General features: G+C 67.4%; 19 protein-coding genes. 7 read left to right on the top strand and 12 right to left on the bottom strand.

The window, feature by feature from the left end; translation table 11 throughout:
- Window positions 1–3 precede the first annotated feature (3 nt).
- From ACWIGM_RS22925 to ACWIGM_RS22965, 9 genes are all read right to left on the bottom strand, one after another.
- A complete protein-coding gene (locus ACWIGM_RS22925; RefSeq protein ID WP_454028277.1) occupies window positions 4–1,707 on the bottom strand; it encodes an IlvD/Edd family dehydratase in 1,704 nt (567 codons plus the stop codon).
- Between the two features lie 93 nt (window positions 1,708–1,800).
- Entirely contained in the window at window positions 1,801–3,396 is a 1,596-nt protein-coding gene (ggt, locus tag ACWIGM_RS22930; RefSeq protein ID WP_454028278.1) for a gamma-glutamyltransferase, read from the bottom strand.
- A 71-nt stretch (window positions 3,397–3,467) separates the two neighbouring features.
- Window positions 3,468–5,054: an ABC transporter substrate-binding protein gene (locus tag ACWIGM_RS22935; RefSeq protein WP_454028279.1), complete on the bottom strand. Its 1,587-nt coding sequence runs from the start codon at window positions 5,052–5,054 to the stop codon at window positions 3,468–3,470.
- An 81-nt stretch (window positions 5,055–5,135) separates the two neighbouring features.
- A complete protein-coding gene (locus ACWIGM_RS22940) occupies window positions 5,136–5,843 on the bottom strand; it encodes a GntR family transcriptional regulator (protein WP_454028280.1) in 708 nt (235 codons plus the stop codon).
- Between the two features lie 327 nt (window positions 5,844–6,170).
- Window positions 6,171–7,322, bottom strand: coding sequence for a glycosyltransferase family 4 protein (locus ACWIGM_RS22945; RefSeq protein WP_454028281.1), 1,152 nt, complete (start codon window positions 7,320–7,322; stop codon window positions 6,171–6,173).
- Window positions 7,319–8,347 carry a glycoside hydrolase family 5 protein gene (locus ACWIGM_RS22950; RefSeq protein WP_454028282.1) on the bottom strand — a complete coding sequence of 343 codons (1,029 nt, stop codon included), beginning with the start codon at window positions 8,345–8,347 and terminating at the stop codon, window positions 7,319–7,321. The genes ACWIGM_RS22945 and ACWIGM_RS22950 overlap by 4 nt, the downstream gene beginning before the upstream one ends.
- Complete coding sequence (locus ACWIGM_RS22955; protein ID WP_454028283.1) at window positions 8,344–10,131, bottom strand: alpha/beta fold hydrolase; 1,788 nt, start codon at window positions 10,129–10,131, stop codon at window positions 8,344–8,346. The genes ACWIGM_RS22950 and ACWIGM_RS22955 overlap by 4 nt, the downstream gene beginning before the upstream one ends.
- The gene (locus tag ACWIGM_RS22960) at window positions 10,128–11,510 is read right to left on the bottom strand and encodes a lipopolysaccharide biosynthesis protein (protein ID WP_454028284.1); all 1,383 of its coding nucleotides are present in this window, start codon (window positions 11,508–11,510) and stop codon (window positions 10,128–10,130) included. Before ACWIGM_RS22960 ends, ACWIGM_RS22955 begins: the two co-directional genes overlap by 4 nt.
- On the bottom strand, window positions 11,507–12,733 hold the full coding sequence (locus tag ACWIGM_RS22965; protein WP_454028285.1) for a glycosyltransferase family 4 protein: 1,227 nt from the start codon (window positions 12,731–12,733) through the stop codon (window positions 11,507–11,509). The genes ACWIGM_RS22960 and ACWIGM_RS22965 overlap by 4 nt, the downstream gene beginning before the upstream one ends.
- Window positions 12,734–13,076: 343 nt before the next feature.
- Here ACWIGM_RS22965 and ACWIGM_RS22970 point away from each other — a divergent pair, with 343 nt between their 5' ends.
- The 7 genes from ACWIGM_RS22970 (at window position 13,077) to ACWIGM_RS23000 (ending at window position 22,591) form a co-directional block, all read left to right on the top strand.
- Window positions 13,077–15,143 carry a GumC family protein gene (locus tag ACWIGM_RS22970; RefSeq protein WP_454028286.1) on the top strand — a complete coding sequence of 689 codons (2,067 nt, stop codon included), beginning with the start codon at window positions 13,077–13,079 and terminating at the stop codon, window positions 15,141–15,143.
- Between the two features lie 14 nt (window positions 15,144–15,157).
- Window positions 15,158–16,396: a hypothetical protein gene (locus ACWIGM_RS22975; RefSeq protein ID WP_454028287.1), complete on the top strand. Its 1,239-nt coding sequence runs from the start codon at window positions 15,158–15,160 to the stop codon at window positions 16,394–16,396.
- A gap of 283 nt (window positions 16,397–16,679) precedes the next feature.
- Window positions 16,680–16,925, top strand: coding sequence for an acyl carrier protein (locus ACWIGM_RS22980; RefSeq protein ID WP_454028288.1), 246 nt, complete (start codon window positions 16,680–16,682; stop codon window positions 16,923–16,925).
- Between the two features lie 50 nt (window positions 16,926–16,975).
- The gene (locus ACWIGM_RS22985) at window positions 16,976–18,160 is read left to right on the top strand and encodes an acyl-CoA dehydrogenase family protein (protein WP_454028752.1); all 1,185 of its coding nucleotides are present in this window, start codon (window positions 16,976–16,978) and stop codon (window positions 18,158–18,160) included.
- Window positions 18,161–18,164: 4 nt separating this feature from the next.
- The gene (locus ACWIGM_RS22990; protein ID WP_454028289.1) at window positions 18,165–19,085 is read left to right on the top strand and encodes an amino acid--[acyl-carrier-protein] ligase; all 921 of its coding nucleotides are present in this window, start codon (window positions 18,165–18,167) and stop codon (window positions 19,083–19,085) included.
- Window positions 19,086–19,090: 5 nt separating this feature from the next.
- The gene (locus tag ACWIGM_RS22995; RefSeq protein ID WP_454028290.1) at window positions 19,091–20,104 is read left to right on the top strand and encodes a DUF1839 family protein; all 1,014 of its coding nucleotides are present in this window, start codon (window positions 19,091–19,093) and stop codon (window positions 20,102–20,104) included.
- Window positions 20,105–20,107: 3 nt separating this feature from the next.
- On the top strand, window positions 20,108–22,591 hold the full coding sequence (locus ACWIGM_RS23000) for a glycoside hydrolase family 2 protein (RefSeq protein WP_454028291.1): 2,484 nt from the start codon (window positions 20,108–20,110) through the stop codon (window positions 22,589–22,591).
- A gap of 10 nt (window positions 22,592–22,601) precedes the next feature.
- On the opposite strand, the gene ACWIGM_RS23005 is transcribed toward ACWIGM_RS23000, so the two are convergent.
- The 3 genes from ACWIGM_RS23005 to ACWIGM_RS23015 are packed head-to-tail and all read right to left on the bottom strand — an operon-like array spanning window position 22,602 to window position 24,377.
- Window positions 22,602–22,889, bottom strand: a complete 288-nt coding sequence (locus ACWIGM_RS23005; protein ID WP_454028292.1) for a hypothetical protein — start codon at window positions 22,887–22,889, stop codon at window positions 22,602–22,604.
- Window positions 22,879–23,967, bottom strand: a complete 1,089-nt coding sequence (locus ACWIGM_RS23010) for a hypothetical protein (protein WP_454028293.1) — start codon at window positions 23,965–23,967, stop codon at window positions 22,879–22,881. The genes ACWIGM_RS23005 and ACWIGM_RS23010 overlap by 11 nt, the downstream gene beginning before the upstream one ends.
- Entirely contained in the window at window positions 23,964–24,377 is a 414-nt protein-coding gene (locus ACWIGM_RS23015) for a DUF4383 domain-containing protein (protein ID WP_454028294.1), read from the bottom strand. The genes ACWIGM_RS23010 and ACWIGM_RS23015 overlap by 4 nt, the downstream gene beginning before the upstream one ends.
- Between the last annotated feature and the right edge of the window lies 1 nt (window position 24,378).

The following is a 24,378-nucleotide window of genomic DNA, read 5'->3' on the forward strand; positions in this document are numbered from 1 at the left end:
GGCTCAGCAGAAGTCGAAATCGACGCCTTCGTCGGCCTGGAGCACGTGCTCGTCATAGAGCCGGTCATAGCCGCGGCGCTCCCGCGCTGGCGGCTGCGGCAAGGCGGCCCGGCGCGCTTCGAGCTCGGCCTCGTCGACCAGCAGATCGAGCCGACGCTCGGCGACGCTGAGCCTGATCCGGTCGCCATTGCGGACGAGTGCCAGTGGACCACCGACCGCCGCTTCCGGCGCGACATGCAGCACGATCGCACCATAGGCGGTGCCGGACATGCGGGCGTCGGAGATGCGGACCATGTCCTTGACGCCTTTGGTCGCCAGCTTGCGCGGGATCGGCAGATAGCCGGCTTCCGGCATGGCAGCGGTGCTCTTCGGGCCGGCATGCTGCAGAACGAGGATGTCGTCCGGGCCGACATCGAGATCGGGGTCGTCGATGCGGGCAGCAAGATCCTCCAGTGAGGAGAAGACGACGGCACGGCCCTCGTGCTCGAGCAGGCGCTTCTCGGCCGCGGCGCGCTTGACGATGGCGCCGCGCGGCGCGAGCGAGCCGAACACGGCGACGAGTCCGCCATCGGGATCGACCGGCTCTGATCGCGGCCGGATGATCGCGCGGTCGACCTGGTCGGCGAGGGGCGCGTCGATCAACTCGCGCAGCGTCTGCCCGGTCACGCTGAGGCAGTCGAGATGGAGCAGGTCGCGCAGTTCGCGCAGCACCGCCGGGACACCGCCAGCGGCGAAGAAGTCCTCCATGTAGTTGTTGCCGACCGGCTTCAGGTTCACCAGCACCGGCGTCTCGTCCGAGAGCTGGTTGAGGCGGTTAAGGTCGACCTTGATGCCGGCGCGGCGGGCGATTGCGGTCAGGTGCACCACCGCATTGGTCGAGCCTGAGATCGCCAGCAGCACGCGCCAGGCGTTCTCGATCGTCTGCTCGGTGACGATCTGGCGCGGCAGCAGGGTTTGCGTGCCGATCAGCGCGACGGCGCGCTTGCCGCTCTCCTCGGCGTTGCGGAGCCGGTCGGCATGGACGGCCGGGATCGCGGCCGAGCGCGGCAGCGACAGGCCCAGCGTCTCGGCGATGCAGGCCATGGTCGAGGCGGTGCCCATCACCGCGCAGGTGCCGGCGGTGGTCGCGAGCCTGCCCTCGACCACGTCGATCTCTTCTTGATCGATCTCACCGGCGCGGAAGCGGGCCCAGAAGCGCCGGCAATCGGTGCAGGCGCCGAGCCGCTCGCCCTTGTGACGGCCGGTCGACATCGGCCCGGCGACGAGCTCGACGGTCGGGACATTGGCGGAGAGCGCCGCCATCAATTGCGCGGGCACGGTCTTGTCGCAGCCGCCCATCAGCACGACGGCATCGATCGGCTGGGCCCGGATCATCTCCTCCGTGCCCATCGCCATCAGGTTCCGGAACTTCAGGCTGGTCGGGTTGAGGAAGACCTCGCCGAGCGAGATCGTCGGGAACTCGACGGGGAGGCCGCCGGCCATCAGCACGCCGCGCTTCACCGCCTCCAGCAATTCGGGGAAATGGCGATGGCAGTTGTTGAAGCCGCTATAGGTGTTGGCGATGCCGACGATCGGGCGCGCCAGCGCCTCGTCGGAATAGCCCATGGAGCGGGCGAAGGAGCGGCGCAGATAGGCGGCGAAGGCCGGGTCGCCGTAATTGGTCAGCCCGCCGGCGATGCCGAGCCCCTTAGGCTTCTCACCCGCCATGCCCGCTTCTCCCTCGATTTGTTCTGAGGAGAAGCTTGCCGGGATCGCCGGCGCTGTCGAGGCCGCCTTGTGCAGGGCGGCCTCGCGTTGGGTTCAGTAGCCGAGGGCGCAGCCGTCCTTGCGCGGGTCGGAGCCGCCGGTCAGCGTGCCCTTTTCCCAGTCGATCCAGATCGCCTGGGCACCGCCCATCGGCGACTTCGGCACTTCGACCTTGAAGCCGCGGGCAGTTAGGGCCGCGCCGACGCTCTCGCGCAGGCGGCTTTCAGTCTCGACCGTGGTCGTGCCCGGCAGCGGGAACAGGCGGGGCAGGTCGATCGCCTCCTGCAAATCGAGGCCGTGGTCGAACAGCTTGGCCAGGAAATGCGCGTGGCCCATCGCCTGGTAATGCCCGCCCATCACGCCGAAGGGCATGACGACGCGGCCGCCCTCAGCGAGCATGCCGGGGATGATCGTGTGCATCGGCCGCTTGCGCGGGGCGATCGCGTTGGGATGGCCCTGCGTCAGCACGAAGCTCTGGCCGCGATTATGGAAGAGCACGCCGGATTTCTTCGTCATCAGCCCGCTGCCATAAGGCGAGAAGATCGAGTTGATGAAGGAGACGGCGTTACGGTCCTTGTCGACGACGCTGATATAGACCGTGTCCTTGTGCTCGGCCCCGCCGGGGATGACCGGCAGCGGATCGAGCGCGCGATCGGGATCGATCATGCCAGCGAGCTCATCGGCGAGCTTGTCGGAGAGCAGATGTTCGACCGGGACGTCGGCCTTGGCGGGGTCGGCGAGGAAGCGGTCGCGGGCGGCATAGGCGAGGCGGGTCGCTTCCAGCTCGATATGCAGGTTCTCGACCGCGAGCGGGCTGCCCTTGGGCTTGAAGCGCTCGAGGATCTTCATGATCAGCAGCGCGATCACGCCCTGGCCGTTCGGCGGGCACTCATAGACGGTGCGGCCACGGAACGTGGCGCTGATCGGCGTGACGTATTCGCCCTCGGCCGCGGCGAAATCGTCAGTTGTGTGCAGGCCGCCGGCAGCCTGGAGATAGTCGACCATCTCCCGGGCGATCTCGCCGCGATAGAAGGCATCGCGGCCCTCGCGGCCGATCGCTTCAAGCGTCTCGGCGAGAGCCGGCTGGCGCTGGACCGTGCCGGCCAGCGGAGCCTTGCCATCGACCAGGAAGGTCGCGGCGGCGTTGGCGTCCTTGATCAGCAGCTCGTGCTGGGCGGCGAGGTCATAGGCGACGCGCGGCGTCAGCGCATAGCCGTCGCGGGCATAGGCGATGGCAGGCGCGAGGACCTCGGCGAGCGGCAGGCGGCCATGATCCTTGTTGAGCCGCGTCCAGGCATCGATCGCGCCGGGCACGGTGACGCAATGGGGAGAATGCCTTTCCAGCGAGGCGATGCCGGCCTTCGCGTACCAATCCAGCGTCGCGGCGGTGGGCGTGCGGCCCGAGCCGTTATAGGCGAGAATGTCGGTCGAGCCGCCGCGCGAATAGAGCACGAAGCAGTCGCCGCCAACGCCGGTCGAGCCAGCCTCGACCACGCACTGCACGGCGCAGGCGGCAATCGCCGCGTCGATCGCATTGCCGCCAGCCTTCATGATGTCGAGCGCGGCGAGCGTCGAGGCGGGATGCGAGGTCGCGGCCATCGCATTGCGGCTGATGGCGAGGGACCGACCGGGAAGCTCAAGATCGCGCATGGAAGAGGCTTTCGTGGAGATAGGGGCCGGCGGCAGTGCCGCCGGGTTTTCGGGAAGGAAGCGAAGAGCGGTCAGCCCTTGCGCAGATTGGTGAAGACCGGGACGCCATTCAGCATGCCCGTCAGGTTCTTGCGATAGGCGACTGGCTGAAGGTACTGCCCGGCCGGGACATAGGGCACGTCCTGCATCGCCTGCAGCTCGATCTCGCGGGCGATCGCCTTCTGCTGCGCCGGGTCGGCAGCGGTCAGGAAGCGGGCGCGCAGCGCCTCGATCTGCGGGCTGTCGGGCCAGCCCGGGCTGCCCTTGGCGCCATTGCCGCGCAAGGGTGAGCTCGTTGCCGGCGAGCCGAGATCGAGCCCGGCCCAATAGGTGACGTAGCAGCTCCAGCCGCCCTGCTCGACCGGGTTGCGGCTGCTGATGCGCTGCAGGACGGTGCCCCAATCGGCGGCGACGAAGTCGACATTGATGCCGATCTTGCGCAGCGCGTCAGCGGCGACATCGCAGACCAGCGCGATACGCGGCACGTCCTGCGCTGCGAGAAACACGGCGCGCTCGCCCTTGTAGCCGGCGGCGGCGAGCTCCTGCTTGAGCTTGCCGAAATCCTTCGGGCCCTTCAGCGCCTTGGCCGCAACGTCGGACGCCATCGGCGAGTTGTTCGGGAAGAAGCCGATGCTGCCGCGCTCGACCTCAGGGTCGCCGCCGCAGACGGCATTCATGCACTCCTCCTGGTCGATCGCCTGGAGGATGACGCGGCGGATCGCCGGGTTGTTGAAGGGCGGCTGCAGATGGTTGAGCCGGAGCTGCCCGGCCATGCCGGTCCTGTCCTTGACCTCGACCACGATGTTCGGGTCCTTCCGCAGCAGCGGCAAGAGGTCGATGATCGGCTGCTCGACCCAGTCGACCGCGCCGGTCTGCAGTGCCGCGACCGCAGTCGCGGCATCCGGCATGACGGTGAATTCGACGCGGTCGAGATAGGGCGTGCGCGGCCCGGCGGTAAAGCTCGGCGTGCCGCTCGGCCGCGGGACGTAACCCTCATGCCGTGCATAGACATGGCGGGCGCCGGCGATGCGCTCGGCGGTGAGATAGCGATAGGGACCGCTGCCGATCGCCTCGGGGATCTGCTTGAACGGATCGGTCTGGGCGAGGCGCTCGGGCATGATCGCGGCGACGAGCGCGCTCGGGCGGGCGAGCGCCGCCGGCAGCTGCGGGAAGGGCATCTTCAGCCGGAAGACGATGGTGCGATCATCAGGCGCCGAAAGCTCGTCGGTTGCGGCCATCAGCGCCTGGCCGAAGGTGTCGCGGGCGCCCCAGCGCTTGATCGAGGCGACGGCGTCGCGCGCCAGCACCTTGCTACCGTCATGGAAGACGAGGCCGGGCCGCAGCGTCAGCGTCCAGCGCTTGCCGTCCTCCTCGACGACATGGCCTTCGACCATTTGCGGCTGCGGCTGAAACTGGTCGTCGAGCCCGTAGAGCGTGTCCCAGACGAGCAGAGCGTGAGTGCGCGTCGAATAGCCATTGGTCCAGATCGGATCGATGATCGCGACGTCGGAATAGGGCACGAAGCGCAAGGTCTTGTTGTCCTGCGCGCTGGCGAGATGCGGCGCGGCCGGCAGGAAGGTGGCCGCGGCCGAGGCTTTCAGGAACTGGCGTCGATCCATTGTTGGTCCCCTCGTTGTTTTGGCTGGCCCTCGGGCGTCCTCAGAAGCGCGGCTTTCTGGCGAGCCGCTGCGTCGTTTGGTTCAGAGCTGGGCGCTGGCTGGCAGGGTCGATGGAACGCCTGCCGCCTGGCTCCGGCTGTGCAGGAATTCGGCGAGGCGCGGCGCGGTGCGCAGGACATGGTCGCGCATCACCGCCTCGGCATGCTCGGCATCGCCGGTCCTGATTGCCTCAACGACCTCGTCCTGGCGCTCGGTGGCGTGGGCTGGCTGGGCGACATGGTGGAGCCAGACGCGCATATAAGGCTCCACGGCGATATGCAACGCCGCGATCTGGGCGATCAGCTTGGGCCGCCGGCTCAGCCCGCAGATATAGGCGTGGAATTCCTGGTGCCTGCTCAGCCAGTCGGCGCCGCCGGCCGCACCGGCGCGGTGCATGCGGACAACATGGTCGTCGAGCTCGGCGAGTGCCGCTGCGTCGAAACGCGGCATGGCCAGGCGCACGGCGAGCCCTTCCAGCACCGAGCGGATCTCGAAGAGCTCGTAGATCTCCTCGATGGTCAGGCCCGAGACGATGCAGCCGCGATTGGGGCGGATGAGGACGAGGCCTTCATTGGCGAGGCGCTGGAAGGCTTCGCGCACTGGCATGCGGCTCATGGCGAGCTCGCGCGCGATCGTTTCCGGAATCAGGCGCTCGCCAGGCTGATAGCGCCCGCTGCGGATGTCCTGGAGAATGGCGCGATAGGCCTCGTCCTGCGCCGTCGCGGCCATGCCTTTCGAGGCGAAGCTCATCCCGTTTCCCCGCAAGCCGTCTGCACTCGATCAACTACTCTGTATGAGTGTATCCACTATTACAAAGCCAGAATCGGACGGCGCGCAAGGGGCTTGCGCGGTGACGGCGCGATGGCGTCGGGAGCGGATGCTTCCCGTCATTCCGGGGTGCGGCGAAGCCGTGAGCCCGGAATCCAGAACCGGTGACGGGAATCAAAGCGGTGCGACAATCCCGGCGCATCGTCTGGAAGACGCCGCGGTTCTGGATTCCGGGCTCTTCGCTGCGCGAAGCCCCAGAATGACGGCAGAGATTCCGCGCAAACCTGCGGCGCCAACTGGCAACAATACCTACAGCGCCGCGGCGTAGAACTCGAGATAGCGGCGCGTGACCTCGTGCCAGGAATAGGATGCGAGGTCGAAGAGGCGCGGGCGCGTATTGCCGGGATAGCGGACGAGATCGGCATGAGCCTGCTCGACGGCCAACGCAGCCTCGTCTGCATCGGCGAAATCGACGGTGCGGACGACCGGGAACTTACTCGCCAGGCCGGCAAAGGCGGCATTGGGCTGGACGATCGGCACGAGCCCGGCGCTCATCGCCTCGACGAGAGCGAGGCCGAAGCCCTCGAACTCGGAGGCCGAGACGAAGAGCGAGGCGCGGCTCATCACCGTTCGCGCGGCGGCATCGTCGAGGCCGAGATGCAGCGTCACGTTCTGCTTCATGCCGGCATCGGCGATCGCCTTGCGCAGCGCCTCTTCGGTCCAGTCCGAGGCGACACCGAGCATGTCGAGCTGCCAGGAAGGCTCGCGCCGCGCCAGCGCCGCCATCATCGCGATCAGCCGGTCCGGGCGCTTGTTCTTGGAGAAGCGGCCGATGCTGACCAGGCGCCGCTGCGGGTCGGGGCTGGAGGCGCCGGCGAACTTGTCGAGGTCGACGCCGTTTTCGATCAGCCTGACCTTGCCGGGCGCCAGTCGCTCGAACATGCGGGCATCGTTCGTGCTGCAGCCGGCGATGCCGCGATAGACCTGCGCCGAGAGGCGGGTCGGGCCGTTGAACCAAAGCTTCTTCAGGCCGGCGAAGTCGGTGGTGTGGAAGAAGCCGCCATGGGTGGTGGCGACGAGAGGCTTGCGATGCAGCAGCCAGCCGAGCGCGAGCGCATCGAAGAAGAAGTCGATCGCGTGGACATGGACGAGATCGGCGTCGCGCAGGTGCTTGAAGACCTCGGGCGCGAGCGGATAGCGCGTCGAGCCACGGAAGGGGATGCGGGTGACGGGGATGCCGTCGATCACCTCGCTCGCCGGCAGGATAAGCTCTGGCCGAGAGAACAGCCGGTCGAGCGTCACCACCGAGGGCTTGAGGCCCAGCGCCAGCTGCGCCCGGCAGAGATTGGCGACGACATCTTCCAGTCCGCCGCGATTGGGCAGAAACTGGCGCACGACATGGACGATGCGCGTGCCCGCCGGCAGAGCGGGCGCGGCGCGATGGGAGAACGGAGCGGTCACGATTTGGCCTCCCGGCCGCAAATGGCGCTGGGCCGCTTCGTCTTCAAGCGCTCGATCAGCACCTTCATCTGCGGGCGTTCGCCGGCCTTGGTCGGCTCGAGATTGAAGAGATAATCCGCCGGCCACCAGGGCCCGGCACCCCAGGCGGTCCAGCCGAGCCATTGCTGCGGATTGGCGTCGACCTTGGCTGCCATCTGCCTGAGGGCGATCAGGCATTCCGGCTTGCTCGAGGCGGCGAACTCGCCGAGGAAACCGCGGCGGCCATTGGCCTTGAGCCAGGCGGTGACGTCGTCGATCGCCTTGAGCGCATTGGCGGCGGCCGAGCATTCCGGGGCGCGGCCGGAATAGTCGGCGTCGAGATATTGGTGGAAATCATAGGCGTAGCGGTCGAGCGGGTCGACGACGCCGATGAGGTCGCGGCCGTTGTTGCCGACGGGCAGGTCGGAGGTCCAGCTATGGGCGCCGCCGAAGGCGGTTCCGGTGACAAGCAACAGTTGCTTGGCGCCTGCCTTGCGGATCGCGGCGATCGCGGTGTTCTGGATCTTTGCCCAATTCCCGCTGTGGATGTCATGGGGCTCGTTCATCAGCGAGAAGACGAGCTTGGGCCGGTCGCGATAATGCCTGGCGAGTCGGCCCCAGACATCGGCGAGCGCCTCGGCCGGAAGCTCGGCCGAGGCGAGCTGCTTCTTGGCGTAGTAGCCGTAATTATGCAGGTCGATGATGGCGATGAGCCCAGCCTCGTTGATCCGGCGGACCGTCTGATCGAGATAGGCCAGCTCCATGATGTCGAGCGAGCCGTTGAGCTGCGGCTGGATGCGCTCCCAGCGGAAGGGCAGGCGGATGGCGCTCGCGCCGAGCTTGCCGAGCCGCTGGATCGCCGCTTCGCCGGGATAGGTGTAGTCGGTATCGACCTTGCCGGGCGTATCTCCGAATTCGGCGCCCGAGAGATTGACGCCGCGCAGGCAAGTCTCCGCCTGCGCCGGCAGGGTGGCGAGCAGGGCCAAAGCGAGGGCGGGCAGCCTCACGGCGCGACGATCCGCATGAGCGCGTCGAGCAGCCGGCGCCCGGCGGCGAGATGCGTGAAGTTGTGGTCGGCGTCGGCGAGCATGGTCAGCGAGGCATTCGGATAGGCGGCGAGGCCCTTGCCGGCTTCGCCGAAATAGGTCTGGAGCTCGGCCAGGCCGACATCGCCATCGGCATAGAGCAGCGAGAGTTCGACATTACGCGCCGCGAGCGTGGCGAAATGGCGATGGCACTGGTGATGGAGCCGGCCATGCTTGGTCAGCCGCCCGAGAACGGGCGCGAGCTTGACCGAGAGCCGCTTGCGGTAGCGATAGATCAGGTAGCGCCCCGCCGGCCCGACCCGGAGCTTGCCGGTGAGCAGACGGCGCAAACCGTCCTTGCGGGCCAAGGTCGCGCCGAGATCGCCGGCGCTGCGATGGGCATAGCGGATCGCGTCCTCGACGCTCTCGTCTGGATCCCAGACGAAGCGCTCATTGTTGACGATCACGAGGCGGCAGATGCGCTCGTCCACGACCGCGGCGTGGAAGGCGGCATAGGCGCCGCTGCAGCGCCCGATCAGGATCGGGGCGTCGAAGCCGCGCGCCTGCATCGCGTCGATGGCGAGACGGACATCGTCGATCTGCGCCTGCGAATAGAGGATCTCCTCCGGCCCGTCGGCGGCCGTTCCGCTGTCGCCGACGCTGCTGGCGTCGAAGCGCAGCGAGGCGACGCCGCGCTGGGCGAAGGCGCGTGCCTGGTTCACGCTGACCCGAGCCCAGCCGATATGATAGTCGCGGCCGGCATTGACGAAGACGATCGGCTCGCGCGCCGCCGGTCCGAGCGGCTCACAGAGCACGCCGAAGAGACGCCCATCCGGGCCGAAGCGGATCGGCCGCTCGACGAAGCCATCGCCGAGCAGTCCTTCCGCTAGAGCGGGGATCTGGGGAACTCTGATATCGCGTGGAGTGGGGCTCTCCGCCTGGGAGCGCTCGGCGATCCAGTCAACGATCCCCGCGATCGTCGCCCTGGGCGGGCGCGCCGCGGTCGGGTCGGTGGTCAGCGTCTCGTAGCCCTCATAGTCGCGCTGTGTCACGGCGGCGCCGAGGCCGGTGAGCGCTTCGGCGAGGGCAGCGTCGCCGCCATGGCCGGGCCGGGACAGCAGCAGGACCTGCCCGGACGGCGCCTTCTGGAGTGCTCCCGTTCCGAGCGTCGCGATCGCCGGCAGGCGGCCGGGCGCGAGGCGCAGGCCCGCCACGGCGCAGCGCGTGTCGTCATCCGGGTCGGTGCCGATGCCAATCCGGTCCGAGACGATGCGCGTCCAAGCCGAAAGCTCGCGCAGATAGCGCTTGCCGTTGCCGACCGGCGCCATCAGCACGCTCGCGGCGACCGGTGCGAGCTCCTCGGCGAGCCTGAGCGCCAGCGTCCCGCCGAGGCCTTGGCCGAGCAGGACGAGGCGCTCGCAGCCGCTGGCATGGCGCAGCAACCCTGCTGCGGCGCGGATAGTCTCAAACCAGTCGTCCAGCCCTTGCGCATCGGCGGCCTCATGCGCGTCGCCCTGGCCGGGATAGTCGAAGCGCAGGCAGGCGATCCCTTTGTCCGACAGGGCCTGCGCCAGGTTGCGCCATGTCGCGCGCAGGCAGAGCTCCTCATAGCCGATGGCGCCGAGCATCAGCACCGCGACCGGCGCGTCGCCGGCATGGAGCATGCCCATGCTGCGGCCGAAGGTCACCGGCACGCCGAAGAGCGTATCGGGCGCCGCCGACAGCCCATCGGTCGGCTCCATGCGATAGGCTGCAACTGCCGTCATCGGCCGGCTCCTTCGGTGGCGCGATCGCCCGGCTGCGGTGCCATTCCAGTCTCGGGTGCGCCGCCGAAGAGGAAGGGTCGGATGAAGGCCGTGGCCATGTTGTCGATCCGCCATTTCCGCTTGATCCAGTACCAGGCGGCGAGGTTCGAGGCCGTGCTGAAGACGAGGCCGGCGATGGCGATGCCCATCAGGCCGCCGACCCGCGCCAGCCCGTAGAGCAGGCCGAGATAGAGCACGAACATGACGGCTCGCGCGATCAGGAAGAAGCGCTCGCCGCCACCGATCATCAGCAGCCAGGAGCCGGGGCCGAAGAAGGCCTGCGAGACGGCGAGCACGCAGAGCGCAGTCAGCACGTCGGCATGGCGGACGAACTCCGGATTGAACAGGTGGAGGATGAACGGTGCGACGATCGCGAGCGCGAACGCACCGGCGAGCGAGATGCAGAAGCTCGCGAAGGAGAGCCGCCCGATCAGCAGCTGCGCGCCCTCGGTGTCGGATTTCTGGAAGCGGGCGGCGATCATCGGGATGCCGACGGTATCGATCGCCGCGACCGGCAAGGTGAGCAGCATGGCGATGCGCAGCGCCACGAAATAGAAGCCAGCTTCATTGAGGCCGAGCAGGGCGCCGATCAGGATGGTCTCGAGATAGGCCGAGGCTGAGTTCAGCACATTGTTGGCGATGAAATAGCCGCTCTCGCGGCGCCAGTCGGCATGTGTCTCAGCCGGGACATGGTGCCTCGCGCGCAGCCAGCCCACCCCCTCGCCCTGCAGGAAGATCGCGCTCTGATAGATCGTGGTCGCGGCGAGCAGTCCGGTGATGAGCGCCATCGCGCCTGCGCCGCCCATCAGCACACCGGCGAGGCCGGCGGCGCCGATGCACAGGATCGAGCTGCCGCGCCAGACGATCTCGCGCGGCACCAGCGACATGTTGATGCGCCCGTGGATGCGGAAATAGTTCTGCAGATACTCGCTGAGCGCGAAGATCGCGGCGAAGACGAAGGCGAGCCAGAGATAGTGATAGGTCGGCGGTAAGTCCCCGGCAAAGAGCCAGAGCGGCAGGGCCGCGGCCAGCAGCACGAAGCAGCCGAGCGCGAGCCAGCGCGCGTTCACGCCGACGAGCGCCTGGTTGAGCGGGTGGCTCGTCGCCTCGGTCCGGCGATAGTGCTTCACCACCAGGATCTGCTGGCCGAGCACGGCGATCAGCCCGAGCGCACTGCCGATCGAGAACAGGAAGACATAGAGCCCGTATTCCTGCGTCGGCAGGAAATGGCTGGCGACCAGCAGCACGAAGAAGCTCAGCAACGTGCTGCTGAAACGCGAGGAGAAGGCCGGCAGGAAACGGCCGGCTCCGGTCCAGGCCAGTTCGAGCAGCGCCTTCATGGACGCGCCTCGCCGGGCTGCAGGAAAGCGTCTCCCGCCGGCTTGCGGACCAGCCGGTCGAACACCGCGCCATAGGCCGTTGCGATCCTGTCGGGCGCGTAGCGCGCGGCGGCGGCAAGCGCGCCTGCAGACAGCCGAGCGACAAGGGCACGGTCCCGGGCGAGATCGAGAATCCCTGCGGCGAGCGCCGCATCGTCACCGGGATCGAACAGGGCGCCATTGACGCCTGGCTGGATCGTCTCGGGAATACCGCCGGACTTCGCGCCGATCACCGGCACGCCCTGCGCGAACGCTTCGATGACGACGCGGCCGAAGGGCTCGCGAAAGAGCGAGGGGACCGCGAGAACATCGATCTGCGGCAGGAAGTCCTCCGGCTTGGTCCAGCCGAGGAAGCGGGTGTTCTGCGCCGGGAAGCGGGCGGGCAGGGTCTTTGCGTAGTCGCTCTGTCCGGTGCCGGCGATCAGGAACTCGACCGGCTCGCCCGCCAGCCGATGCGCAGCCGCCGCCAGCGTGTCGAGGCCCTTGACCGGGTCGTGAACGCCGATGAAGCCGATGCGCAGGGGGCGATCCGTCGGCGGTGCGATGCGGGGCAGGGCGCCGGGGACAGGCGCGATCGCGCCGGGGATGGCGTGCGTCGTCGCGTTCGGAAAATAGCTGTGCTCGGTATGGCGGCTGATGATGAAGTCGGTCTCGCCGATCACCGCGTCGACGAAGCGCGAATTGAGCTTCTTGCCATAGGAGGTCGCCTGGCAGGAGGTGCAGGCGCGGCCGCAATTGTCGCTGCCGCGCCACATGCTGCCCTTCCAGCAGAGCAGGAAGGTGCTGCGCAGGATATGCGCGACCGGGATGCCGCAGCTCTTCGCCGCTGCCCAGGTCGCGACATTGATGTTCTCGATCGAGTCGGTCAGCACGACGTCGGGCTGGAGGCGCCTGATCTCGCGGCGCATGACGAAGAAGGCGCGCGGATTGAAGTTCTCCAATGCGTGCCAGATCGCCTTCTTCCAGGCCGGGCGCGGCAGCCGGTAGTTCCAGTCGATGTTGAGCGAGCGCAGGCGATGCACCGGCACGCCGTCATAGGTCTCATGCCGGTCCTCGCCGGAGACATTGACGACCGTCAGGTCATGGCCGGCCGCAAGCAGCAGCTTGGCGACGATCATCGCCGAGATCGGCCCGCCGCCGTCGATGAAGGGCGGGAACGCTGCACAGGCCATCAGGATACGCATGCGGTCTGGACCTGTCCTCGTCACGACGCGTTTGCAGAGCCGACTTGCCCCTACGACAGGGATATCCGGTGCGAGCTAAGCAAAGGTTGGCGTGACCGGGGGATTTCTCCCTGTTGTAAACGGGGCGTGAACGGGATCGCGTGGATCGTGTGCGCGGTCCCCCCGACGCAAGCCTGATCATGTCAAATTTCGTAAAAGTCGAACTATCATTGCGGGGTCAAGAAAGAAATGATTCCAATATCACCTTTGATGAATTAGTTAATTTTCAAAAACCTGACGCATTGAATACTTGATACAAATTGTAATCATTCCGTTACCGAAATATTAACCACGCGTGGCCAGGATGCGCGGTGGAATTCCAGCCGAGCCCGTCGGCGCGTCCGGCTGCGGATGCGCGCCGGATCGGGACGGATCGAGGAGACGTGTGGTGCCGGCTGCGCTTGGAGCGGGTGGAAGAGATGACGCGTCGGCGCCGGGCCGGCCTTCTGCTGCTTTCAGCCTGTCGGAACTGCTCCAGCTGCTTCAGCGCCGCCGCCGACTGGTGAGCGCAAGCGCAGGCATCAGCCTGCTGTTCGCCCTCGCTTATCTCTCGGTTCAGGTCGCGGTCTACCGCGCCACCGCCGAATTGCTCGTCGATCCGCAGGCGCTCCAGGTCGTCGGCAAGGACATCGTGCGCACCGACACCTCGGCCTCGATCGACTTCGCCAATGTCGACAGCCAGTCGCTGGTGATGACCTCGACCGGCGTCCTGCGCCAGGTGATCGAGGAACTCGACCTCGAGAACGATCCCGCCTTCGTCCGTCCGCCCGGACTGCTCTCGCGCCTGCTCGGCCGGCTGATGCAGCCAACGCCGGAGCAGCGGCTGGCGCAGGCGGTGGACGCGCTGAAGAAGTCGATCGTGATCCAGCGCGTCGACAATTCGCTGGTCTTCCGCATCACCGTCTCGCATCCGCAGGCGCAAAAGGCCGCCGACATCGCCAATGGCCTGGCCCAGGTCTATTTCCGCCAGGGCAATGACGGGCGCCGTGCCGTCGTCGAGCGCGCCAACACCACGCTGATCGGCCAGATCGCCGGCCTCAGAACGCAGCTCGACGAGGCCGAGCGCGCCGTCCAGGCCTTCCGCAGCCAACACAGCTTGGTCAGCACCGGCGAGGGTGGGCTGATCATTTCCCAGCAATTGCGCGATCTCTACGGCCAGATCAGCCTGGCGGAGGCCGAGTCCGCGCGCCAGCAGGCGCGGCGCGACCAGCTTGCCCGCTACCAAAATCGTGATCCGCTGTCCGACACGCTGCCGGAGGCGCTCACCTCATCGGTGGTGACCTCGCTGCGGGCACAATACGCCCAGAGCGCGCGCGAGGCGGCGAGCCTCGCCCAGACGCTGGCGCCGCAGCACCCGCGTCTGATCGAGATCCGCGCAGAGCTCGCCGAAACGCGCCGGCTTCTCACCGGCGAGCTGGCCCGCCTGCGTGCCACGGTGCAGGAGGGCTATCGCCAGGCCGAGGCCAACCTCGCCAATCTCAGGAAGCGGGCGACGGAGCTGACCAAGTCGCAGGAGGTCAGCGGCGCCGCCCAGATCAAGCTGCGCCAGCTCGAAAGCGAGGCCGAGGCGGTGAGGGCGGTGTACAGCGCCTCGCTGCAGCGCGCCAAGGAGCTGGAGCAGCAGAAGCGGATCGAGACCAATAATTCGCGCATGCTCTCCGAAGCGGTGGCGCCGGCCACGCCGACCAAGCCGCCGGCCCCGCTCGTGCTGGCCGCAGCTCTGCTCTTCGGCGCCTGCGCCGGACTGGGCATCGCCTATCTCATCGAATGGCTGCCTTCCTCCCGGATCATGCCCGAACGGTTGAAGCCTCTGACGCCGGAGGCGGCCGGTCTGGCGATCGGCGTCGGCACCGTCGTCTCGCTGCCTGCTGCCGCGGCTCGCCGCGAGGACGCGCTCGTGCCGGTGACGCGGCTGCTGCAGAAGACGCTCGGCCCGCATTTGCCGGCTTCGGTGATGATTGCCGGCTCGGTCGACGATGCCACGCAGGCTGAACTGGCCGAGCATCTCGCCAACAGCCTGGCGGCGCATGGCGAGAGCGTGCTGCTCTGCCAGGATGGCGCCGGCCGCGACATGAACATCCGCCGGATCGAGCCGGCGGCGACCACACCGGCAAGGCCGGGGCGGCGGCGCAACTTCATCATCATGCGGCAGGCCGCGCCGTCGGACGGCAGGGCCGGCGCACGGCCCGACGCGATCGTGCTCGCTGCCTCCCTCGCCGGCGAGACCACGCGCAGCCTCGTCGATCGGGCGGCAGCGGTCGATCCGGCCGGCGAGCATATCGTCGCGCTCGTCGTCCCCGAGACCGGCAGTGCCGGTGCGCGCGGGCTGGCCAGGCGCTGGCTGCGCCGGCCGGCGCAGGCGGCCGCGTGAGCAGGGCTTCGGCCATGGCTTCCGAGCTCGAGCCGGCCAGACCTCTGCCGATCCTGCCGATCCTGCTCCTGGTCGGCGCGCTCACCTTCAACATGGCGTTGTGCTTCATCAACACGAACGTCACGGGCATCAACGACACCATGGTGATGGGCTGCGAGGTGGTGCTGGTCGCGACCGCGCTTTATCTCGGCCTCGGCCGCAACGCCGCACCTTATCTGCTGCTGGCGATCTTCCTCTCCTACGCCGCCATGCTGATGGCCATGCGCCCGCTGATCGATCCAAAGGCGGTGCGCGATTTCCTGATCCCGATCGCCTTCTACCTGCTGGGCAAGAGCTGCAACGATCCGCGCCTGGCCGATCGCGCCGCCCTGCTTTGCGGCATCATCGTCGTCGTCTTCGGTCTGTTCGAGTTCCTCGCCCTCGACGTCTATGTGAGCTATTTCAACATCATCAAATACTATGTCGCGCGCGGTACGGTGGCGCCGAGCGACGTCAGCAGCCAGACCGGCGCGCTCTTTGCCAGCGGTCTGCGACCGGATTCACGTACCTTGCTGCCTTTCCTCGGGCCGCACCGCGCCTCCTCGGTCTTCCTCGAGCCGATCTCGACCGGCAATTTCGGTGCGATCCTCTATATCTGGGCGCTCAACCGCCCGGCGATGGCGAAGCGCTGGCTGACCATGGCAGCGGGCATGGCCGCGATCGTGCTCAGCGATTCCCGCTTTGGCGCCAATGTCTGCATCGTTGCGACGGTTGCCTATCTGGTGGCGCCGATCACGCCGCGTTTCGTCTGGCTGGCCGCGCCTTTCACGCTGCTGATCGGGTTCGCCGTCTACGGCTTCGTCAGTGCAGAGGTAAACTGGGAGAACAATTTCGCCGGCCGCATGCTCTGGACGGCGCGGCTGATCACGTCGCTCTCTACCGCCGCGGTCTTCGGCCTGTCGCCGGACAAGCCCTTCCTGTCGGATTCCGGTTATGCCTACTCGCTGAACCAGATCGGGTTGATCGGGGTCATCGGCTTTTGGAGCCTGTTCATCTTCGCACCGGAGCGATCGCCTCGAGCCTGGCGCTTCAAGGTCTGTGTCGCGACCTATATCTGTCTGCTGATGATCGTCAGCGACTCCGTCTATTCGATCAAGACGGCCGCGTTGCTCTGGTTCATGACCGGAACGAGCGATGGAGATGCGGGAGCCGCATCCGAGTCGACCGAGCAACGCAGCTTGGCCCCGAGCTATTCTGCCGCCGCGACAGGCTGAATCCTCAGAAAAATGAGTATTCGCGGCAATCTGCCGTTTACCACATCTCCAGACGTCAGTGAGCGGAGCGCGTCTTCCAGTCTTTCTGCGGCGGGCGCAAGGTAACTTTAAATTTTATGCGTTAGGCCTGACGCAACGAACAACAGGCTTCAAACCAAGCAACCGACGCGTCACGACGGCGATCGCAAGCGCCCAGCGCGAGCGTGTGCCGCCGCACGCAGAGGGCGGGCCAAGACAGCGCTGCGAGGCAGCGCCGGTCAATTAGACAGGGCAGGACCGAAAGATGAAGACCAGGATCCGCGAAATCCTCAAGACCACCGGCAAGCTGCCGGTCGATGTCGGCACGCTCGCCGACGAGGCCGATCTCTACAATGCCGGCCTCACCTCCTTCGGCACGGTCGAGCTGATGATGGCGCTCGAAGAGGCCTTCGAGGTCGAGTTCCCCGACAACATGATGAACAGGCGCAACTTCGCTTCGATCGCCGCGATCGAGAACGCGATCCGCACCATCCAGAGCGAGCACGTCTGATGACGACACTCGCCCGCCTCGCCGAAGCCGGCTACCAGCTCACCTCCGAGATGCCCGGCGCGAGCGCCGAGGCACAGAAGGAGATGATCGCCAAGGCACGCAAGATCGCGAAGCTCGCGGCCGAGCATGCCGGCGATGTCGACGTGAAGTCGCGCTTCCCGCACGAGACCTTCGAGGCGCTGAAGCGTGAGCGCCTGCTGGGGATCATGATCCCGGCGGCCCATGGCGGCGAGGAAGCGAGCCATGCGACGATCGCCGAGATCTGTTCGGTGCTGGCGCAGGCCTGCGCCTCGACCGGCATGATCTACGCGATGCACCAGATCAAGGCGTCGAGCCTGGTCGTGCATTGCAATGACGATCCCTGGCATGCCGGTTTCATGGCGCGCATCGCCCGCGAGCAGCTGCTGCTGGCCTCAGCCACCACCGAGGGGGGCGGCGTCGGCGGCGACCTGCGCTCGTCGATCTGCGGCGTGGTCCGCGAGGGCGACGATTTCACCTTGGACAAGGAAGGCTGCCTGATCTCCTACGGCGCGCAGGCCGACGCCATCCTGATCACCTCGCGGCGCACGCCCGAGGCGCCGCCTTCCGACCAGGTCATGTCGGTCCTGACCAAGGACCAGTACACGCTGGAGCGCAGCGCTGCCTGGGATACGATGGGCATGCGCGGCACCTGTTCCGACAACTTCACCTTCGCCGGCCGCGCCCCGGCCGAGCAGATCATCCCGGTTTCCTTCGCCGAGATCGCGGCGCAGTCGATGCTGCCCAATGCGCATCTGCTCTGGGCCTCGGTCTGGTACGGGATTGCGGCCGAGGCCGTTGCCCGTGCCGAGGGCTTCGTGCGCAGCGAGGCGCGCAAGCGCCCGGGTTCGACCCCGCCGAGCGCGCTGCGCCTGGCCGAATTGCTCGCCCGCCTGCAGCAGTTCAAGGCGCTCGTCGTCGCCGGGCTCGACCGCTATGAGCGCGCTCGCGGCGATGCCGACGAACTCTCCTCGATGGGCTTCGTCGTGGCGATGAACAGCATCAAGGTCGTGGCCTCGCAGAGCGTCGGCGAGATCGTGATGCAGGCCTTCCTGATCTGCGGCATCCAGGGCTATCGCAATGACAGCCCGGCGAGCCTGGCGCGCCTGATGCGCGATGCGCTCTCGGCGCCGATCATGATCAACAACGACCGAATCCTCGGCAACACCTCCAACCTGCTGGCGGTCTACAAGCACGACCCCAGCCTCTCCAGGTGATCGCATGTGCCAGAACTGCCCCCAGCCGCAGGGCTTCCTCGCGGAACTGATCGATAGCGGCCTGCTGATCGACACCGGAGTCGACGGGCTCTATGGCCGCAGCGGCCTGTTCGAGGAGGTCATCGCCCGCTTCGACGATCTGATCACCCGCCATGGCGGCCAGGACGGCGCCGAGATCGTGCGCTTTCCGCCGGCGATGAGCCGCAAGCATTTCGAGAAGAGCGGCTATCTCAAGAGCTTCCCGCAGCTTGCCGGCACCGTGCATTCCTTCGCCGGTAACGAGCGCGCCCATGCCGAATTGCTGCACAAGGTGGCTGACGGGATCGACTGGACCGACGGGCAGATCTCGACCGAGGTCGTGCTGACCCCGGCCGCCTGCTACCCGCTCTATCCGGTCGTCGCCAAGCGCGGCCCGCTCAAGAGCGAAGGCGCGCTGTTCGACCTGCAATCCTACTGCTTCCGGCACGAGCCCTCGAAGGACCCGGCTCGGATGCAGCTCTTCCGGATGCGCGAATATGTCCGCTTCGGCACGCCCGAGCAGGTCACGGAGTTCCGCGCGACCTGGCTGGAACGCGGCCAGGAGATGATGGCCTCGCTCGGGGTGCCGCTCAATCTCGATGTCGCCAACGATCCGTTCTTCGGCCGGGCCGGACGCATGCTCGCCAACAACCAGCGCGACCAGCGCCTGAAGTTCGAGCTCCTGATCCCGATCGAGAGCGAGGAGAAGCCGACCGCCTGCCTCTCCTTCAACTACCATCAGGACCATTTCGGCACGACCTGGGGCATCGAGACCGCGGCCGGCGAGACCGCACACACCGCCTGCGTCGGCTTCGGCATGGAGCGGGTCGCGCTCGCTTTGTTCAAGCACCATGGCTACGACGTCGAGCGCTGGCCGGCCTCGGTCCGCAACGTGCTCTGGCCGTGAGCACGATGACGGCCCAGCAAAAGATCGCCGCGCCCGCCGCTATGGCGGGCCGGCTCCTGCCGGTCGATCCGCTCGCCTATGACAGGCATGCCATGCATGCCGGCGAGCGGCATTGGCCGCAGACCAATTGCTATGCCGATCTCTGGATCGAGATCCTGCATGCGCTCGGGATGGAGCCGGCGGCCGCCTTCGGCTTTACGATCACGCAGGATTTCGAGGGCGACCAGTTCACCTTCTTCAAGCCGCCGCTCGATGATCTCGAGGCACTCTACGGCCTCAAGGTGACCGAGCTTGCGCTGTATGACGAGCTGATCGGCCATATCGAGCAGCAGATCGGGCTCGGTCGCCTCGTCCTGCTCGAACTCGATTCCTTCTACATGCCCGACACGCGCGGCGTCTCCTATCGCGACAGCCACGGCAAGACGACGATCGCGGTGAACCGGCTCGACCGCGCCGCCCGCGAGCTCGATTATTTCCATAATGACGGCCTGCACCGCGCCGAAGGCGAGGATTTCGACGGCCTGTTCCGGCTTCTGCCCGGGCAGATGCGCGAGGACACGCTCTTCCCCTATGCCGAGATGGTACGCCTGCCGACGCGCCGGCCCGACGAGGCGACCCTGCGCGCGACTGCGCTGAAGCTGCTCGCCCGCCACGTCGCGCGCCGGCCGACGGAGAATCCGGTCGCTGCCTTCCGCACGGTGGCGACCGCACAGGCCGAGGCGCTGGCCGAGCGGCCGGGCGCCGCCTTCCACCACTACGCTTTCAACACGCTGCGCCAGCTCGGCGCTAATTTCGAGCTGCTCGCCAGTCATCTCTCCTGGCTCGGCCAGTCGGTCGATGGGCTGGAGGTCGCCCGCGATGGTTCCCTGCGTATCGCAGAGGGCGCCAAGGTGGCGCAGTTCCATCTGGCGCGGGCGATGAAGCAGAAGCGCTTCGAGCGTTTCGACGCGACGCTCGTCGGCCTCGTCAGCGAGCACGACCAGGTCAGCGAGGCGCTCGGGCAGCGCTTCCCCGGCTGAGCCATGGCCCGCATCGTCGCGCGTAGCGGAGAACGGGTAGAGCCGCTCGCGGGTTGGTTCTGGCTGGCGACGGCTGCTGATGCCGTCGCGACACCGGCTGATCTGCCGGAAACCGGTGACTGGCAAGAAGCGGCTGTGCCCGGCACGGTAGCCGGAACGCTGCGGACACTCGGTCGGCTCGACGATGCCAGTGCCAATGCGATTGGCCATCAGGACCACTGGTACCGCACACGATTGACGGGAGCTTTGAACGGGCGCCTGCGCTTCGAGGGGCTGGCGACCGTCACGGAAATCTGGGTCGGCGGGGTCAGGCAGGCCGACAGCGCCTCGATGTTCGCGGCCGTCGAGCTCACAGTCGATTGCCCGGCCGGAACCGAGATCGCGCTATGCTTCCGCGCCCTGGCGCCGAAGCTCGCTGCCGCCCCGCGCCGTTCGCGTTGGCGCCCGGCGATGATCCAGCCCAATGGCCTGCGCTGGTTCCGCGCCAGCGCGCTTGGCTCGATGCCGGGCTGGTGCCCGCTTGGCCTGCCGACCGGGCCCTATCGTCCGGTGTTGCGGATCGAGGGCGAGAAGAATGCACCACGGATCGAGGCCGCCGATCTGCGCACGAGCTATGACGGGCAGACCGGCAGCGTCGCGCTCAGCCTGATACTGTCCGCGAACGCGCCAATGCCAGTTCGCGCCATCATGCGCTGCGCTGGCGGCGAAGCGACCTTGCACACGGATGGCGACAGTCGATTAGCCGGGACATTACCGCTCCAGGGCATCGCGCCCTGGTTCCCGCATACCCACGGCGAGCCGGTGCTGCACGATCTCACCCTTCTGCTCGACGGCGAGACGATCGATCTCGGTCGCATCGGCTTCCGCTCGCTTGAGGTCGATCGCGGCGAGGACGGCGAGGGTTTCGGCCTGATCGTCAACGGCGTGCCGGTGTTTTGCCGCGGCGCCTGCTGGAGCAATGCCGACGTCACGACGCTGGCCGGCGGCCGCGCGACTTACGAGCCCTGGCTCCGGCTGGCGCGCGAAGCCGGGATGAACATGATCCGCCTGCCGGGCGTGATGACCTATGAGGACGACGCCTTCTTCGCGCTCTGTGACGAACTCGGCATCATGGTCTGGCAGGAGATGATGCTGGCCAATTTCGACTATCCGCAAGGCGATGTCGGCTTCCGAGCGGCGATCACTGCGGAGGTCGAGGCGCTCTTGAACAGGACGCAAGGCTCGCCGAGCCTCGCCGTGCTCTGCGGTGGCAGCGAGGTTTTCCAGCAATCGGCGATGCTGGGCGCGCCGCCCGAGGCCTGGTCCGGCCCGATCTTCGACGAGGTTCTGCCCGAGGCGGTTGCCCGCCTGCGGCCGGACATCGCCTATGTCCCGAACTCGCCCTCGGGCGGGCCGCTGCCCTTCGTCGCCGACAAGGGCGTGACTCATTATTACGGCGTCGGCGCCTATATGCGCGGCATCGACGATGCCCGCCGCGCCAATGTCCGCTTCGCGGCCGAGAGCCTCGCCTTCGCCAATGTGCCGGAGGAGGTCTCGTTGCGGTCAGGCAAGCCGCCGGCGATCACGCATCATCCCGGCTGGAAGCGCGGCGTGCCGCGCGATGCCGGCGCATCCTGGGATTTCGAGGATGTCCGCGACCACTATCTCGAACGGCTCTATGGGCTCGAACCGGCGCGTTTGCGACGCGAGGATCCCGAGCGCTATTTCGCCTTGTCCCGCGCCACCGTCGCCGAGGTGATGGAGGAGACCTTCGCCGAATGGCGCCGGCCGGGCTCGCCGACATCAGGGGCGCTGGTCTGGTTGCTCCAGGACCTGCAACCGGGCGCCGGCTGGGGCGTCATCGCCAGCGACGGCGAACCGAAATCGGCTTGGCACGGGCTCGCGCGCGCTTTCCGGCCGATCCAGCTCGCGATGACCGACGAGGGCGTCAACGGGCTCGCTTTGCATATTCTGAACGAGCGTCCCGAGCCGTTGGCCGCGATGGTCGAACTGACCTGCTGGCGCTCCGGCGAGGTCGCTGTGGTCCAGGCGAAGCGGGAGGTCGCGCTCGCTCCGCGCTCGGCAATGAGCCTCTCGGCCTTCGATCTGATCGGCCGCTTCTTCGACATTGCCTATGCCTATCGCTTCGGTCAGCCCGGCCATGACGTGACCTCGGCGGTGCTGCGCGATGCCGCGAGCGGCGTGGTGCTGGCCGAGGCTTTCCATTTCCCGCTCGGGCGCGGCCATGAGCGCCATCATTGCGGGCTGTCGGCGCAGCTGGCGCGCGAGGGCGACGACTGGAACCTCGTCCTGTCGACCCGGCGCTTCGCGCAATCCGTCGAGATCGTCGACGCCGGCTGGCGGCCGGAGCGGAGCTGGTTCCATCTCGCACCGGGCGAGCCGCGACGGGTTCGCCTGCGTCAACGCCCGGGAACTAGCGCTGCGCCGACGGGCGAGGTCCGCGCCGTCAATGCTGTCGATCGCGTGAGCTGCGCTGCAAACGGCTGAGAGCGCTGGCCTAGGCCGCGCCGCCGCAACCCTTGCCCGGAGCCGGCAGGACCAGCCAGGCGCCGCCGCGATAGAGCGCCCGGGCCGCATTCGGCTCACTCGGGCGCAGCACGACGAAGCTGGATCCGGCCGAGACGAGGCTGCCCTGGCCGGCGGCGGTTTCGGTGATCGTCCGAGCAGGCCCGAAAGCGACGAGCGCCGGCATCTCCACCGCGAAGGCCGCGACGGCCATGGCACCGAACCAGGCGAGCAGCGCCAGCGCCAGCCCTGCCGGCAGCGGGAGCGACCTAGTAGTCATAGGCGTGCTCGAATTCGGCGCCCTGGCTCTCGATCGCGCCGATTTGGGCGGCGAGCGTCGGGACGGGCATGTCGATGCCGACGCGCCGCCAGCCCGGCCGTGATTGCAATGGCAGCGAGAAGACCTCCGAGCCTGGCACCGACAACGTCATCTGCTCGGGCTTGAGAATGGTCGTCAGGATGCTGGTGTTGCCGGCGATTTCGACAATGCTACGGCCTCTCGTTCCCAGCCCGCGCGCGATCTCGGTGAAGACGCGGTAGCGCGGCGTCTCGATCAGGGTGGCAGTGCGCCCATCGGGCAGCGAGACGTCCCTGATCCGCTTGATGCGGGGATCGGCTGCAAGATCGCTCTCGTCCAGCCCCGTCACGACGCTGCGCAGCGTCAGCACGGCCGGGTCATAGCCGGCAGCATAGCCCAGGATCTTGGCATAGGCATATTTGCCGCCCCATTCGAGGCTGAGCGCGAGGCGGCGCTCGAGCGCACGCAGGGAGAAGACGAAGGGCGTCTCGTTCCAGAGGCGTTGGAGCTCGCTGCCGAAAGGATAGCGATACCACGGCGTCTGGCGCAGGAAATCGGCGTAGTCGGCGCGCATCCGCACCGCCAGCTCGTCCTCCGCCGTCTTCCGGGGACCGCGCCACCAGGCGCTCAGGGCGCCGACGCTGCGCTCATAGGCGCCCTGCAGCAGCATCTCGGCGGTGAAGCTGAGGCCGATCACATAATTCGTGGTCTTCTGCGAGGCGGTGCCGGTTCCGCTGCGCGAGGCGATCTCGGTTGCACGGCACAGGCTCGACCAGAAGCCGCTGATGCCGGCGAGATAGTCATAGGCCGATTCCGAGGATTGCCGGGTGACGCCGGCAAGGTCGGCATAGGCGTGGACGATGTACCACTCGGGATAGGTCAGATAGCTGTCGCCGAGCTGGCGCCGGTCGGGGGCGTCGACCAGCGGGGCTGTGGTACGGAGCGCCGCAGCCGGTGCGACGCAGCCATATTCGACGCCGGCGACGGGAACGGCGATCGCGGCGGCCAGCAAGGCGAAGAGGCCGCCGGCCCAGAGCGCGACCTTGGTGCGGCGCTTCATGCCGTCACGCGCTCGCGCGCCGGCCAGAAGCCGGCGAGGATGGCGATGCCGCCGAGCGCCAGATGCGGGATGCTCGACAGGAACTTGATCAGCAGCGGCGTGTTGCGGATGCCTTCGAGGAACAGGCTGAGGTCGAGATAGCTCGAACCCGTGGCGACGCCGACGAGGCCGTCGACGAAATAGAGCACGCCGAAGATCCTGAGGAACTGCATCGAGGCGTTGCGCGAGAGGAAGGCCGCGACCAGAGCCCAGGCTCCCGAGGCGACGTGGAGCGCGTCCTTGTAGATGTCGAGATAGAACAGCCCGAAGACCCGACCCTCGGCATCCTTGAAGGCCGGCACATAATTCGTCGCGGCGGCGAACAGCAGGGCGATGCCGAGGGCGATGGCGGTGATGCGATAGCGATCCATG

It is taken from the genome of Allobosea sp. NPDC055332, assembly GCF_053645455.1.